Below are 15,121 nucleotides of genomic sequence, written 5' to 3' on the forward strand. Positions count from 1 at the left end.
TCCGAGAGTGGGGCAACGTTTCCAAGCGGAGGAGCACCATGGCACCCACACCGCCGACCGACTCCGAACTCGACATCCTGATCCGGGCCCGGCTCGCCTCGCTCGGTATAGATCTGGACCAGCTTCCCCCCGGCACCACCGCCGACCCGGTGACCGGATCACCCGGACGGGACTCCGTACTCGCCTCGCTGCGGTCGTTCGTCCGGAGCACGGTGACGTCGCTGGCCGCGTACCAGCTTCCGGCGCCGGCCGGAACCGCACCGGCACTCGCGAAGGCACTGTCGCAGCAGGCCGCACCGATGCTCTACCCCTCGATCAGCACCGAATGGCGGAACTGATGACAAACGTCCAACCCCAGGACCGTACGGTCGACCGCCGCGCCTTCCTCGCCCGTACCGCCGCCCTGGCCGCGGCCGCCACCGTCGGCAGCACGATCGCGCTCCCGGCGATCGCGGTCGCCGCCCCGGACGCCGGCATCACCTCGGGTGGGAACCCGGTCAAATGGAACCCGGCGCTGGACGTGCCGAGCGCCTACACCAAGCCCCGGCCGGAGGCGGTGGCCGATCCGACCGAGCTGACCATCTCCGAGGCGGCGTGGCTGATCCGGGCCGGCAAGCTCACCCCGGAGCGGCTCGTCGAGGCGTACCTGGCCCGGATCGAGGCGTACGAGGGCACGTACAAGGCATTCAACGTGGTCCTCGCGGACGCGGCCGTCAAGGCGGCGCGGGCCGCGGCCCGCAGGCCGCACCGGGGTGCGCTGCACGGCATCCCGCTGGCGATCAAGGACAACTACTGGACCGAGGGGGTGCCGACGACGGCGAACTCCTACCTGTTCCAGGACTTCGTGCCGCCGTACGACGCGACGGCGGTCGCCAAACTGAAGGTCAACGGCGGAATCGTCATGGGCAAGACCCAGATGGGTCCGCTGGCCACCACCCGGGCGACCACCCCGTCCGGTGTGGTCACCACGGTCAACGCCTGGACGCCGACGAATCCGGGCACCGACCCCGGTGGCTCGTCCACCGGCACCGCGACCTCGGTCGCCGGCCGGCTGGTGTCGTCCGGCATCGGCACCCAGACCGGCGGTTCGATCACCGCCCCGTCGAACGCGCAGAACCTGACCGGGCTCAAGCCGACCATGGGCCGGGTGTCGCTCAACGGCATTATCCCGCTCAGCTACACCCGCGACCATCCCGGCCCGCTGGCCCGCGACGCCAAGGACGCCGCGATCATGCTGACCGCGATGGCCGGCGAGGACCCGGCCGACCCGCGCAGCCAGGGCCTGCCCGAACTGCCGAACCTGCTGGGCGCCGCCACCCCGCTCTACGACGGCGGCACGCTGAAGCTGCGCTGGCCGACCCGGATCGGCGTACTGCCCGGCTACGGCAGCGGCACCTCGGCGACCGCGTTGGCCCAGCAGGCGTACCTGGCCACGCTCGGTGCGATCCCCGGCGCGACGCTGGTGGACGTCACCCTGCCCGAAGACTGGGACCTGCTCACCGGCAACAACTTCAACAACGTACGGCTGCCGGAGCGCAGCGAGCCGTTCATGCCGTACCTGCGGACCGACCTGCGCGGGTTCGGGGTGTCGGTGACAAGCTGGTTGCAGGGCGCAATGATGGGCGGCAACGAGTTCATCACCGGCCAGCGGGCCAAGCTGGTGTTGATGGAACGGGTGCTCGACCAGCTCTTCGAGACCTGCGACGTGGTGGTGCAGACCGGACCGGTGCCGTTCGACATCCTCGGGTTGCCGGAGATCGCCTTCCCGATCGGGTTCAGCGCCGCCGGGGTGCCGATCGGCGCGATCCTCGGCGGACTCCCGTACGGGGAGGACCGGTTGCTGTCGCTGGTGGCCGCGTACCAGGCGGTCACCGACTGGCACTGGCGCCGGCCGCCGAACCCGCCGGCCGGTGCCGCCGCGGCGCGGACCGCCGCGGCCACCCACCGCCTGACCGCCGACGAGGTCGCCGTCCTGACCCAGTAAGGTCCGCCGCCGGTCACTGAGACCGGTGTACGGAGGGTTCCCCGGTCACCGCCCTTTCCGGCGGTGACCGGGGCTTCGGGTCAGTGGCGTGGGCGCGGAGTGCCGTTGAGCAGGTCGGCGCCCAGGGGTGTGAGTACGTGCAGCACCGCCTTGCCCTGCCGGATCGTGCTGATCAGGCCGGCCCGGCGCAGTACCGTCGCGTGCTCGCTGGCGCTGGCCAGCGAGGCGGCGAGCCGCTCGGCGAGCTGACCGGTGGTGCAGGCACCACGGGCGACCGCTTCGAGGGCGCTGGCCCGGGTCCGGCCGAGCAACGCCGCCAGCGCCTTCGACATCGCACCGGCGCCCGGTGCGGTCAGCATGGCCGTCGCGTCCGCGACCGTACGCACGACCGGCACGAACAGGACCACCGGTGCCCGGTCGTCGGTGCCAGTGACGATGCCGGGTGTGTTCGGGTAGAACGCCGACGGCACCAGCAGCAGACCACGTCCGTCGAGTACGAGATCATTGACAGGCGTTCCCCGACCAATCTCCAATATTGGTGAGCGCCAATTGAATCCCGACGGCAGCCCGGCGAACATCGCCTCCACTCCGTACGCGGCCAGGGTGCCGGCATAGGTCGCGTGCTCGGCCCGCAATCGTGACTGGATCTGTGGCCAGTACGGTGCGACCGCCGCCTGATGGTATTTGCAGAGAAAGCGCACGAGATCACGTCGGTCCACCCGGCCCGACACCGACCAGCCACCCCGCGCTCTCGGCCGGCGAACCGCACCACCGCCGCCAACCGCCGCGACCCGCGCCGCCTCGACCAACTCCGGACAGGACCCCTCGGCGCGTGCCCTCAGCAGGGCTTCCAACCCTTCCTCGAAGGTGTCGGCCGGACCGCTGACCGGGAACAGTTCCCCGATCATGTCATCGGGCGGAACCACGGCCGGATGGGTCAGCGCGCTCGACGTACGACGGACCCGGTCGCGCCAACCGCCGAACAAACTCGGCGTTGCAGGTCCGTGCAATGTCAACAGGCTGAGCAGTGTCTCGCCGAGCGGACCCCAGGTAGTCGCGACACGTGTCCTGGCCAGATCTTCCGCAGTGAAATGGATATGCAGCACGATTGCCCCCCGTTGGCTGGCGTGCCGATAAAGTTCGACAAGTATTACGGAGGGCGCGCGGAGCGACAAGGGGTAACGCGCCGCCGGCATTTCGACCGTCCCCGAAAGGTGCATCATTCTGCAACCGATCCGTTGGAGGGCACCCGTAGGCTGCCCCGGCACCGGACGTGATCAGTCGGCCTGTCCACAACGGACCAATGGGTCTCGGGCTCGGACCAGCCGCTGGCCGTACGCGTATCGGCCGGGGAGCGGGCCGCCGGCGTACCGTCAGCGCAGGATGGCCTCGATCAGGTCGACGCCGAGCCGGGCGGTGGCGGAAAGGTCGAGGCGATACTGCACGTACCGGTTGGCACGATGGGTGCTGACCAGGCCGGCCTTTCTCAGCACCGCCAGGTGCCGGGAGACCTCGGGATCGGTCAACCGCCAGGCATCGGCCAGCTCACGGGTGGTGTGCGGGCCACGGGCCAGCGTACGGAACAGCCGCATCCGTACCGGGTGGTCGAGTGCGTGCAGCCGCCGCTGGACAAGATCGAGCGGCACCGGGTCGGCCGAACCGGGCTCGCCGGCCGGATACTGCACCACCGGCCGCCAGCCGGGCGCGTGCACCACGAGCAGGTGCGGGCGGCCGAAGACGCTCGGGCTGAAGGTCAACCCGTCGTCGGTCGCGCCGGTGCTCCCGTCGGCAAGCTTGTCGATGACTATCCGCTGCCGGGCGGCGTCGAACACCACCGCCGGTGACATCGCGCCGAGCGCGGCCGCCAGCCCGTGCCGGACCAACAGGTCGGATTTCCGACGCGCGTCCGCGGCCAACTCGTCGCGTACCCGCCGCCACGCCTCGGCGAAGAACTCCCGCTCGCAGCGCTCCAGCAGGTCACGTACCCCGGCCCGAACCGTGGCCGGGTCGGTCAGCAACCGGTCCGCGAACGCCGCCTGGCGCGGGCCCCGGGCCGCCGCCAGTTCCCGGGTACGCGCCGCCTCCGCCGGATCGGCCAACGGCGACGGCGACCGCTGGCCAACACCGCCGTGGTCGCCGCCCTCACCGACGACCGGACCCGCGACGCCGCGCTCGCGGCCACCCGGTCACTGCGCAACGCCGGACTGGGCGTCGGCGCGCTGGTCGCCACGATGACGGTGGTCGGCGGAACCGGGGCACTGCGGGTGCTGGCGGCGGGGACCGCGCTGGCGTACCTGGTCGCCGCCGCCCTGGTCTCGTCGATCCGGCTGTCGCACGGGCCGACGGCCGGGCTCGCCGGGTCACGCCGCGCGGGGCTGGGTAGCGTCGGCGGTCTGCGCCGGATCACGGTCCTCGCGGTCGCCAACCTGCCGTACGCGCTCTGCTTCGGTGTGCTCGAAGTGGTGCTCCCGGTGCTGGTCACGGCCCACCTGCACGTTTCCGCCGCCTGGTCGGCCGGCATGTTTGTGGGCAACACGGTGCTGGTTGTCGCCGCGCAGGTGAGCGTTGTCGGATGGCTGGGCCGCTACTCGCGACGTTCCGTACTGGCGCTGTCCGGGGTGGTGCTCGCCGTCTCGTACGCCGGTTTCTGGGCGGCCGGCACCCTCGGCGGCCCGGCCGGCGCGGCGGCCGTCGCCGCCGTGGTGGTCGCCTACACCGCCGGGGAGATCATCTACACCGGCAGCGGCACCGCCCTGGTGGCCGCGACCGCGCCGCCGCACCTGCTCGGCCGGGCGCTGACCCGGTGGCAACTGTCGACCGGGGTGGGGCAGGCCACCGCGCCGGCCGTCCTGAGCGCGCTGCTGGTGCTCGGTCCGGCGACCCTGTGGAGCGTGCTCGCCGCCGGCACACTCGTCGCCGCCGCCGCAGTCCACCGCTGGGCGCCCGCCGACCAGCGGGGCTCCACTCTGTCGGCCTGGTGACGGCGGTCGCGGCGGGACTGACCGACCGTGCCGGGTCCGGTACGGTCTGCTCGGGGAAGAGCGACCGATACCGGGGAGGAGGTCGACATGGCGTCGATCGAGGAAATCAAGGCCGGCGTGGCCCGATTCAGCAGTGAGACCAGCCAGCAGGCAGCCACCATCCGGGGCATCGCGGACTCGTTGGAGCAGACCACCGCGCTGCTGCGCAGCCTCACCCAGGGCACCAGCCACTCGCGCGTCGGCGAGGCACTGTCCCGAATGGAGCAGGCCAAGCAAAAACTGCACGAGGCGACCACGCTCGCGCAGGGCGCGGTCGAGGCCACCAACAGCTACGCCGCCAGCTTCTGACCAAGGGGTACGTCATGCCAACCGTCATCGTGCCCGTCGGGCTCTCCATGGGACCGCGCTACCGTTACGTACGCCCACCGGATCCGACCCCGGAGTGCTACGAGATTCACCTCGGCGACGACCTGGTGGAGCTGACCGAAACCGAGGCTGCCGTGTGGGCGGCGGCCTTTGTCGACGCCGAGCGGCACGCCAAGCTGGCGGTCAACCGGAAGTCCCTGATCCAGCTCCTCCAGACCGCACCCAGGCCCGAGCCACGCGCCGCCGACATCGTCGAGGACCTGCTCGCGCGCGGCCTGCTGGTCGAGTTCGACCCGGAAGGCAACCTCGAACCCGTCTTCCGCCACCACAAACTCCTTCCCCTCGGGGAAGGGCTCGGCTCGACGCCTGAGGAGCCTCACCTCCATCGCATCGGCCACAGCGGCCAGCCGAAGGTCGCGGTCTCCAATACGGTCTACATGCAGTGGTCGTTTGCGTACCTGCACGCGAACCTTTGGGATGCCTGCGCCTTCTACGCGGACGACTCGGAACATGTCGCGGACGGGGGTGATGCCCTTGACCTCACACCCGAGAGTGTCGCCCGTGAGGTTGCCCTGAACCTACCCATGGCCATCGCGACCGGCTGTGCCTTGCTCGACCCGCTGGTTCCGCAGTGAGATACCGCCGAAAGGGGCAACGACAAGAGCCGAAGGAGCGCCCCTTCAGACGGCGGCTGATGTACGAGAGCGCCAAGGAAAGCCTCGGCAAGTTGCTCGAATGGGGTGGCGCCGGAGTCGGGATGCTCTTGGGGTTGGCCGCTACCCGCCTCGGTATCCCCATCTCCCCCGCAGTCGCCGCCATCGGCGGAACTGTGGCCGGGGGCCTGATCGGCTCACAAGCGAAGGCCATCGTGGTCACCGCGATCGACCTCAGGCGCGAACAGCGAGAGAAGTCGGCCCAGGCTGCTGCTGCCGGCAGCACCGCCACCGGTGAAACGGCCTCCCCCGACCGTGGTTCCATCCGGTTGACAGCTGCGACCACGGGTCATTCCCGCCGTGGCAGTGTACGGACAGCCCACGGCAGTTCGGGTGGCATCGCTGGGCAGGTGATTTCGGGGATCGAGCAGGTCCTGGAACAGATCGAGCAGACGGCGGGCAAGCTCAACGCGGTAGCGGCGAGCATGCGCAACAGCCAGGACTCGATGATGGTCCTGATCTACGGCGGCCGTGCCGATGTTGTTCGGCGTACGCACGATGCGATGTCGGGCGCTCGGGACAGCGTCTACGACAGCGCCGTCCTGCTGCGCGGCGCGAGCGAGGACCTGCGCGCCTACCGGGCGAGCATCTGACGAGCCACAGTGGTTGCGCCTGCCCAGGCGTCCAATGATTCGCGCTCGCACTGCTCGTGGTGACCAGGCCACCAAGCCCGGCCGATGGGACGCGTTTCGTTGTTTGATCACCAAGTGTATACACCTTATGATTCGGGCCTTGTGCATCGATGTTGCAGGCATCAAGATGGGGCACATGCCACGGTGAGTGCGCGACCGGGACGCCGTTGATCAATGACCGTGATCATTGTGGCGCGCAATGTGCTTGATCGTCTCTTGCACGAGGAGTCCCAGTGCCGCACGCGGTTACGCCGCCGCCCGCCGACAAGATCCCCCGACAGCGATCTCCTCGTGAAGGGGTGGAAAAATTCTTCGAGACGTTCAATCGGATACGTTCGCGGCCCACCTGGCGCCAAGGTGATCGTCCAAGTCCCGTCTTGTTTATCTCCGGCCCTGACGATGCCATTGCCGAGGCAAGGAAAGCCATCAGGCGTCAATGCCAGGGCACGCCCTACGCGGACGTGCCCGTGCGTGGACAATGGCCTGCGGGCGTTGCCTACAAAACCCTAGCGGCACAGCTCCGCGCTGTCTCCCGTCAATTGGCAGCGGAAGCGCCACGAGGCGAGGCCCGGCTGCGGTTTCCGCTGCTGAATCAAGTGCTCTGGTTACTCGATGTGTCGAATCCGGAAGACGAGAACGCGTACAAGCATGAGGTGCGGGAGCGTAAGCGGCAACTTTCCCCGAATCCCGGCGAGGGATGGTCGGACTTTTGGGGCAATGTGCGCGCGTACGCCGAATCGATTCTGCCGCCCTGGCTGACTCTCGCTGCGGCGGTCGGGCTTGCCACGGGCACCGAATTGGGCACCGGGGCTGCTCTGTTGGCCGTGGTGTCCGGCGTCGCCGCAGGGGCCCTTCACCTCCTCTGGCGGTCCCGCGCCTGGGCCGGTCAGTGGGTGTACCGCTGGTTTCGGCGCCAACCCTACGGGTGGGGGCAGCCGGCCGAAACCCGGCGGCGCGGCTTCATGGAGTTTGCCCGGTCCGTGATGGAACTACGGTCGCTGGCCGAGTCTCCTTCCGACGGGCACCCTGACGACGGCGGAGGGTCGACCGAAAGGACCGGGAGCCAGGATTCGGCATCGCCCGAGGAGGCGATCGAGTGTCTTCTCGTAAACGCGTTCCTCGAAGACCTCCGCCAGGGGTACGAGCGACGGATCTGGAAACTATGGCGACGGGTCACCTGGGCGCGTCTCACCTATCCCGTACTTCTCACCGACGGTGGGGACAGCAGGCTCGTTCGCCTCATCGAACGGGTCCGGGAGGAGTGCGGTATCTCCGATCCGCTGGTCGTCGTCGCGATGGCTCGGGACGATGTTCTCCCAAGGGTGCCGGACCGGTCGCGGTCGTCCTCAGCGGCACCTGTTCGCCCGGAGAGGTTCGGCGAGGCGTGGGATTACTCGCGGCGTGGTTTCAACAGGGACCGTGCAATTGGTTCACAGCGGACCCTCCTGGTGGAAATCGAGAACGAGGACGGTCATTTCTTCGAAAACTATCTGCTGCCACCGCCGTCACCGCGCCGCCGGCCGCTTCTCGCGAGTAAGGCCATTCCGGCGATACTGATCGTCGCATTGCTGATTGTCCCGCTGGGCTTCATCGCGGTTTCGGCGATTCGAAACTGCGCGCCAGACATCAAACGGATGAAAAATGGCGAGTGCATCGGGATCACCGATGGTGATTACTCGTTCCATGACCGACTCGACACGGTGACCAACGAGATCAATGAGAATAACGCCGAAATTGACGAGTCGGGACAGCGCAGTGTCACGATCCTGTACGTGGGCGCGCTCAGCGTGCCGGACAGCGCGGCTGCGGGTGCGCATGACCTGCTCGCCGACATACACGGAGAACTGGCCGGTATCACGCTCACGCAGAAGCGCCTCATCGAGGACAGCAAAGACGGTACCCGGTTGCTGATGCGGTTGCTGGTGGTGAACGCGGGCGCGGAGCATCGGTTCGCCAAGGAGGCTGCTGCCGCCATTCTGGACCGCGTGCAGGTCGACCCGTCGATCGTCGGGGTGGTCGGCTTCAACGAGAGCAGACAGGAGGTGCACGAGTCGATCGGGATCCTCAGTCAACGGGCACTGCCGATGATCGGCACCGCCGCGACCTACGACGATCTCGGGAAATTCGGCGACGATTACGCGCCGTCTTTCTTCCCGCTTGCTCCACCAAACAGCGAACTGGCGAAACGGGCCGTCGGATGGGCCCGACAAGGTTTCCCGGAGCATGGCGTACGAGCCGCCACCTCCCCGACGGTGTTCGCCGACAGTACCGTGTCCGACCTGTACGGGAAGCACCTCGGCGAACAGTTCGTCAAGCTCTTCGGCGGTCCGGTCAGGCAGGTTCGCTATTCGGGGGCCGCAAGTCTGGAGCCGGAGATCTCCAGGATCTGCGTCGAAGCCACGGGGCCAGACCTTATTTTCTACGCCGGCCGGTCGAGTCAGTTCGGCACCTTCGTGGATCTGCTGTCCAAATCGCAGTGCCACGGCGCCACCATCCTGGCCGGTGATGCTGTCACGGAATACGTTGACGACAACGCCGTCCACCTTGCGCAGAACAAACGGATTCGACTCCTCTACATGCCACTTGCCTCGCCGGCCAGCTGGGAAACCGTACCAGAAATGCATCACACAGATTTCGGCGGCCGATTCGAACAGTTGCTCCAACGACTCGGACTGGCTGGCCTCGATATCAACAGGCAGCCGTCCGCGACCTACGCCGCTCTCGCGGCCGATGCGACGGAAGCCTTGATGAGAGCGGCGCAGGCAGCCGACAGGATGCAAAACGTTGCCACCCAGTCATCGTCGTTCAATGACCTGGACCGAGGGGCCGTCCTGTTTGCCCTGGAACGGTTACCGGGCTTCGACGGGGCGAGTGGGTACGTCAAGCTCCACGGGGGTGCAGACAGCCATCACGCCCTGGACCGTCCGATTCTCCTCGCCACCGTGGAGGCTGGATCGGGGAAGCAGAAGATCGTCGCTCAGTGCGGTCGACTTTACGAGCGACAGGTCGTGGGCGCGGGGTGCTGACGTTTGCCCGAGTGCCGGAATGACCTAGGAAGGAGATCCGATCCTGGCCAACGAGTCGTAAGCGGATCGGAAGTCGCGCGCCCGTCGACCGTCCTCACGGCACGGCACGGCACCGCACGGCGTCGAGCGCTCGCGCCAACGGGAGGTCCTGGCTGCCGCGCCTCACTAGCGAGGACCAGTCACTGTGGCCACCCACTGCCCCTCGGCAGAGGGGATAGTTGGCGGCCACAGCATCGGTCACCGCTCGGCGACGAAGACGCCAACACCTCCGACGCCCTCCACCAAGCCCTCAATCTTGAGCGCGTTTATGGCCTGTCGGACAACGATCGCGGACACACCGTGCTGCGCGCAGAGTTGTGACGTGGACGGCAACTTGTCGCCGGGAGCAAGCTCTCCGGACTCGATCTGGGCGCGGATGCTGTCGACGATCTGCGCCCATTTGGGCTTGGCGGGCATAGGTCACTCCCAGGCCTGCCCCCCATTTGATCACGCTGCACCTTGTATGGCAACCAATAGCAAGTAAGGGTTGCGCGTACATTGCCTGTTATATATGCCTACCTCTGTCCGACTCCCAGGTCTGCAAACCACGGAGTTGGTCCCCACCGCACAGAGCCCGGCCGATCGGTTTTCCCTGGTCGGCCGGGTGCGTGAACCTGCCCGCAACTCGACGACGGGAGGCAAAACCGGTGAGCGAGACCCCACCCCAACCCCCACCACCCGACTTCCTCTCCGAGGAGGATCTGGACGACGTCCGGGACGTCCTGTCGGCCCACGCCCCGATGCGGGTCGCGGTCGCCAGCTGCTCCTGCGGGCAGGCGTACCCGTGTCTCGATGTCCAGTGGGCGCGACCGATCAAGCAGGTCGCGGAGGCAGGCGGGTGAACGCCCTCTCCGAGACCTACTACAGCCGATACGCCCAGGCCCGAGCCGCCGAGGCGCGGCGCACGATCGACCGGCACGCCGTCTGTCCGTACACCGGGGTATGCCTGGCCTGCGGACGGCCCGGCCCCGGTCCAGAACGCGACCAGGCCGAGCAGACCCTCGCCCGCTACTCCCGATTCCGCGACGCCGTGCCGCCGGACAACCGCAGCCTGGGGCGGCTGGCGAGGCTTCATGGCCCGCTGGCGCCAGGAAGCCTGGAAGGAGTTCAGTCGCCCGTGGACCGCCTGACCCCGTACGGTGCCGCCATCCGTGACCTGGCCACCGGCCGGGTACGCGACCACCGGCACCGGCTGCGCCGCTTCGACGACACCGGCTGGCGGCGGTACGCCGAACTGCTCGACGCCGTGTTCCTGCTCGCAATCGACCGCCGGTTCCGGCCCGGCCAGGACAACGCTCCGATCATCCGGTTCGTGGCGAACGTCCGCGAGCGGTACGACCCCGGTGGCGTCGAGATCGACCCGGTGACCGCCGAGTCGCTGATCCACTCCGCGCTCGGTCAGCGCGCGCCGGTACCGATGGATGCCACCAGCGTGGCCGCCCAGGCCATGCTCGTTGTCGGGCTGCTCGACGACGAGGGGATGTCCCCGAACGAACTGACCGCGTTCCTGCACACCGCCGAGGTCAGCACCACCACGGTCGGCGTACCGCGTACGGACGTCGGTTCAGACTCCGAACAGGGTGGTCCAGAAGCAGGAGGTGATGGCCATGACAACGAAGCAGAGGGCGAAGCCGAGTTTGGCGTACCTGGCTGGGCGGCTGATCCCGATCCGGGCCCGGCCCCAGGAGCCGAGCGCGAAGTAGGCGGCGAAGAACGTGACCGCCGGCAGCCCGGCGAGCGTCCAGGCGTACAGGGTGAAGCCGTCGACGGCACCCGTCTTGGCGATGAGCGCCAGCACGGCCTGGGCCAGGTTGCCGGCGGCGATGAATCCGACGTAGACCACTATCGCCCGGCTGAACGGCGACGAGGCCGGTAGCAACGCCGGCTGCTGGGCCAGCTCCTCGACCTGCTCGGCGGCCTCGTCGGCGGCCGCCGCCGCCCGGTGGGCCAGGTCCAGCTCGGCGTCCGGGTTGACCGGCGCAGCCGGGGACGAAAACGGCTGCACCGGTGGCCCGTCCTCGCCCGTCGTCGGCAGCCTCGGGCCGGGCACCGCCGGCGACGACGCGGGCGTCGCGGTAAGCGCCACCCGGTCGGGACCGACGGGCAGCTCCGGGTACGCCGAACCGCCCACTTCCTCCTGCTCACCGCCCTGACGAATCGGTGACCCGAGATGACCCGCGACGGTCAGCGGCGGCAGTGGCGCGTTGAGCTGCGGCACCGGTTCGCCGATCGACTGGGCGAGTTCGACCAGCCGCTGCTGCTGCATGGTGAGCCGCTGCCCGAGCTGGTCGATCGCCGCGTCGGTGTTGTCCCGGCGGGCGGCGGCCTGCGCGGTCGTACGCTCACCGGTGCGTTGGAGCTGGTGCAGGTGCCGGGCCAGGGTGGCGTACTCGTCGAAGCCTTGCATCGTCAGTGTCCCTCGTCCAGCTCGTAGCCGGGTCGAACGAACGGCACGATCAGTCTGCTGCGCTGGTCGTGCCGGTCGACCAGCAGGGCCCGGTTCGGTCGGGGCGTGTACGCCAGGTCGTGCATGCCGAGGTACATGCCGAGTTCCCCACCGGGCACGTTCAGCGCCACCAGGCAGGCGATGTCGTCCTTGTTGTGCGCCCCGCCGATGTCGTCGGCGAGCCGGCGCAACCCCCGCCACCAGCCGAGCAGGTGCACCCCGTACGCGGGGCCGTGGCGCAGGACCTGCTGGAGGTCGTCCAGGCCGGAGCGGTAGTTCTGGTCCTTGGCGGAGAGCACCCCGCTGGCCCCGTCCATCCCGAAGACCACCAGGTAGGTCCGCTCGGTCGGCTGGGCGACCGGCTCGGCCAGTTTGCGGATCTCCTCGCGCAACGCCATCGCGTCCAGCCGGGTCACCGGATGCCCGGCCCCGGCGAGTGTGTCGGCGGTCGCGTCGGCCACCTCGTCGGCGGCGGCGACCAGGGGCGCGAGCAGGAACCGGGCCGTGCCCGGCTGGGCCTGGCGGGCCAGGCTCAGGGTGGCCGCCTGCAACACGTCGGCCCCGACCGGGGTGGTGCCGACCACCGCCAGGTGCCGGCCGGGGGTGGCGTCGAGCATGAACATCGCCGAGGTCAGGTTCACGTCGACCACCCGGCCGACCAGGGCCATCGGCCGCCGTCCACCGGGTGTCAGGCCACGATGGGTCGGGTCGTCCTCGACGTGCGCGGAGTCGTACCCCTTGAAGACCGCGGGTGGGAACGAGCCCTGCGCCCGCGCCTGCCACAGCTCGTGCCGCAACGCCGCGACCCGCGCGGCGCTGGCGTGCGCGTCCGGGAAGCGGACCACGGTGTTCGCCGAGGCCAGGCCGGCGGCGGGGTTGATGATCGCGGAACCGAGCGGCAGCGGTCCCGCGGCGTCGTTCAGGGCATCGAGTACGCCGGAGCCACCCGGCAGGGCCACCCGGAGCGGGAACTGGCCGAAGATCGAGTCGACCTTTCCGTAGAGCGCCTCGATCCCGGACATGCTCTGGCTGGCCAGGACCAGGTGGATGCCGTACGAGCGGCCCTTGCGGGCCAGTTCCTCCAGTAGCGCGACCGCCTCGCGGGCGAGCGCGTCGTTGCCGGCGAACAGCACGTGGAACTCGTCGACCACGGCCACCACCCGGGGTACGGGCTTGCCGTCGCGGGGCAGGTCGGCGAGCTTGGTGACGCCGTGGCGCTTGAGCGCATTCGCCCGCCGGTTCAGCTCGCGGCGCAGCTCCCGCAGGACCGCCACGCCGTACTCCCGGTCGGACTCGATGCCGACGGCGCGGGCGTGCGGGATCCAGGAGCCGTCGTGCCCGGTCGGCACGAACTCGGTGAAGCTGACGCCCTCCTTGAAGTCGAGCAGGTAGAGGGCCAGTTCGTCGGGCGAGTAGCGGGCGGCGAGTCCGTAGAGGACGTCGAGCAGGAACACGGTCTTGCCGGAGCCGGTCCGGCCGCCGACGAGCCAGTGCGGGGTGGCGTCGTCGAACGCCAGGGTCACCGGGTCCCGGCCGTTACGGCCGATGACCGTACGCAGGCCGGCGCCGGCCGATTCGGCCCAGTTGCGGGCCGGCAGCAGGTCGGCGAACTCCAGGCTGGCATCCCGCCGGGTGGCGTCCCCGTGCCGCTCGGCGACCGCGTTGACCGTGCCGGCGGGCGGGTCCCCGTCGAGCAGCACCGGCACCACCAGTCCGGTCCCGTCCTCGCTGTACGGCCACCACGGCGGGTCCCCGACCCACGCATAGTCACTGTCCCGGGTCACCCGGGTGGTGTTGCCGAACGGCGGCGGCTCCAGCCCGGTCGACCGGGGCGGATAACCGGCCGCGAGCACGCACACCCCGGCGGCCGGGCCGGCGTGGGTCAGCGCGGCCAGCCGGGTCAGCTCGGCCCGACCCTCCGGCATGGACGCCGCCACCACCAGCAGCAGTTGGTCGCGGTTACTCGGGTCGGAGTGGCCGGCGCGGGCATGTTGCTCCGCTGCCGTCAACAGGGCCTGGATCTCCTCGTCGCCGGTCGCGGGCGGGCCCAGCACACCGGCGTCCACCAGCGGTCGCAGCGGCAGGAAGGTGGCGCCGAGCGCGGCGTTGTCGATCGCCACCACCCGTACCGAGCCGGCCGGGGCGGCCATCAGCAGCCGGATCACCACCGAGCGCAGCGCCGCCCCGGTACGGGGATCGCGGGCGTCGGCGTCGATCGCCAGGTGCGCCCCGCCGACCAGCGGTACGACCACCGGGAAGCCGCCGTCCGAAGTGGCCGCCGCACCGATCCGGATCGGCACCGGTCGGCCGGGGAACTCCGGTCCCGCCGACACCGCGCTGAGCGACTCGCCGACCCGGCGCAGCCGCTGCACCATGTCGGCGGTCTCGGCCGGTGGCGGCGGGGCGGTGACCCCGGCGAGCGCCCGACGGGCGGCGTCCAGATGCGAGCGTGCCTGCCGGTGTGCCGCGACCGCCCGCCCGTACGTGACCGCGAGCCTGCCCACCCTGCTCCCCCACCCCTGTCGGCGTGCGTAGTCACCGGAACACTAACCGAAGCATGCGCCCACAGGCACGCGGGACGTGCCCATGGGATCCATGTCGGTACCGCTGTTGGAGTTGGAGTTGGAGTTGGAGTTGGAGTTGGTGTCGGGCAGGTGCCGATGGGGCGGGTGCGTTACCTGGACGTGTACTACGAGGACTGGGGCGTCCAGGTGGAGATCGACGGTGGGCAGCATCTGGAGATCCGGACGTACTGGGCCGACATGGCCCGGCAGAACGCTCTCTGGACAGCCGGCGACCGACTCCTGCGCTTCCCCGCCTGGCTGATCCGGGACCGCCCCCACGAAGCGATAGCCCAGGTACGCCAAGCCCTTCTCGCCGCCGGCTGGCAACCCGCGTCAACCACCCCCTCATGATCCGAAGACGGCTACACGT

General features: G+C 69.4%; 14 protein-coding genes and 1 pseudogene. 9 read left to right on the forward strand and 6 right to left on the reverse strand.

Translation table 11 applies throughout. The features are described 5' to 3' along the window. Positions 1 to 38: 38 nt before the first annotated feature. On the forward strand, positions 39 to 338 hold the full coding sequence (locus tag OG792_RS23575) for a hypothetical protein (RefSeq protein WP_329102334.1): 300 nt from the start codon (positions 39 to 41) through the stop codon (positions 336 to 338). Next, positions 338 to 1,984, forward strand: coding sequence for an amidase (locus OG792_RS23580; protein WP_329102336.1), 1,647 nt, complete (start codon positions 338 to 340; stop codon positions 1,982 to 1,984). Before OG792_RS23575 ends, OG792_RS23580 begins: the two co-directional genes overlap by 1 nt. Before the next feature lie 80 nt (positions 1,985 to 2,064). On the opposite strand, the gene OG792_RS23585 is transcribed toward OG792_RS23580, so the two are convergent. From OG792_RS23585 to OG792_RS23595, 3 genes and pseudogenes are all read right to left on the reverse strand, one after another. Continuing rightward, positions 2,065 to 2,994: an ArsR/SmtB family transcription factor gene (locus OG792_RS23585; RefSeq protein ID WP_329102337.1), complete on the reverse strand. Its 930-nt coding sequence runs from the start codon at positions 2,992 to 2,994 to the stop codon at positions 2,065 to 2,067. Positions 2,995 to 3,357: 363 nt separating this feature from the next. After that, on the reverse strand, positions 3,358 to 3,672 hold the full coding sequence (locus tag OG792_RS23590) for an ArsR/SmtB family transcription factor (RefSeq protein WP_329111387.1): 315 nt from the start codon (positions 3,670 to 3,672) through the stop codon (positions 3,358 to 3,360). Beyond that, a pseudogene (locus OG792_RS23595) lies at positions 3,658 to 4,092 on the reverse strand (DUF5937 family protein); the annotation flags it as partial. The gene OG792_RS23590 and the pseudogene OG792_RS23595, both read right to left, overlap by 15 nt. Positions 4,093 to 4,113: 21 nt before the next feature. Between OG792_RS23595 and OG792_RS23600 the strand changes: the two are divergent. The 5 genes from OG792_RS23600 (at position 4,114) to OG792_RS23620 (ending at position 9,702) form a co-directional block, all read left to right on the forward strand. Next, entirely contained in the window at positions 4,114 to 4,965 is an 852-nt protein-coding gene (locus tag OG792_RS23600) for a hypothetical protein (RefSeq protein WP_329102340.1), read from the forward strand. Between the two features lie 87 nt (positions 4,966 to 5,052). Further along, positions 5,053 to 5,313, forward strand: coding sequence for a hypothetical protein (locus OG792_RS23605; protein WP_329102342.1), 261 nt, complete (start codon positions 5,053 to 5,055; stop codon positions 5,311 to 5,313). 14 nt (positions 5,314 to 5,327) lie between these two features. Next, positions 5,328 to 5,966, forward strand: coding sequence for a hypothetical protein (locus tag OG792_RS23610; protein ID WP_329102343.1), 639 nt, complete (start codon positions 5,328 to 5,330; stop codon positions 5,964 to 5,966). A gap of 59 nt (positions 5,967 to 6,025) precedes the next feature. Then, on the forward strand, positions 6,026 to 6,637 hold the full coding sequence (locus OG792_RS23615) for a hypothetical protein (RefSeq protein WP_329102345.1): 612 nt from the start codon (positions 6,026 to 6,028) through the stop codon (positions 6,635 to 6,637). Positions 6,638 to 6,909: 272 nt separating this feature from the next. Beyond that, a complete protein-coding gene (locus tag OG792_RS23620; protein WP_329102347.1) occupies positions 6,910 to 9,702 on the forward strand; it encodes an ABC transporter substrate-binding protein in 2,793 nt (930 codons plus the stop codon). A gap of 237 nt (positions 9,703 to 9,939) precedes the next feature. Here OG792_RS23620 and OG792_RS23625 read toward each other — a convergent pair whose 3' ends face one another. Continuing rightward, on the reverse strand, positions 9,940 to 10,158 hold the full coding sequence (locus OG792_RS23625; RefSeq protein ID WP_329102349.1) for a winged helix-turn-helix domain-containing protein: 219 nt from the start codon (positions 10,156 to 10,158) through the stop codon (positions 9,940 to 9,942). Positions 10,159 to 10,388: 230 nt separating this feature from the next. Between OG792_RS23625 and OG792_RS23630 the strand changes: the two genes are divergently transcribed. Further along, the gene (locus tag OG792_RS23630) at positions 10,389 to 10,583 is read left to right on the forward strand and encodes a hypothetical protein (protein WP_329102351.1); all 195 of its coding nucleotides are present in this window, start codon (positions 10,389 to 10,391) and stop codon (positions 10,581 to 10,583) included. Positions 10,584 to 11,305: 722 nt separating this feature from the next. Here the strand turns inward: OG792_RS23630 and OG792_RS23635 are convergent. Both OG792_RS23635 and OG792_RS23640 read right to left on the reverse strand, forming a co-directional pair. Next, positions 11,306 to 12,148, reverse strand: a complete 843-nt coding sequence (locus tag OG792_RS23635; RefSeq protein ID WP_329102353.1) for a hypothetical protein — start codon at positions 12,146 to 12,148, stop codon at positions 11,306 to 11,308. A gap of 2 nt (positions 12,149 to 12,150) precedes the next feature. Further along, positions 12,151 to 14,691, reverse strand: a complete 2,541-nt coding sequence (locus OG792_RS23640) for an FtsK/SpoIIIE domain-containing protein (RefSeq protein WP_329102355.1) — start codon at positions 14,689 to 14,691, stop codon at positions 12,151 to 12,153. 156 nt (positions 14,692 to 14,847) lie between these two features. Between OG792_RS23640 and OG792_RS23645 the strand changes: the two genes are divergently transcribed. Next, positions 14,848 to 15,102 (forward strand): hypothetical protein, encoded by a 255-nt coding sequence (locus OG792_RS23645; protein WP_329102357.1) that lies wholly within the window; start codon positions 14,848 to 14,850, stop codon positions 15,100 to 15,102. Positions 15,103 to 15,121 lie beyond the last annotated feature (19 nt).

The sequence above is a fragment of the Micromonospora sp. NBC_01699 genome (assembly GCF_036250065.1).
GTDB lineage: Bacteria > Actinomycetota > Actinomycetes > Mycobacteriales > Micromonosporaceae > Micromonospora_G.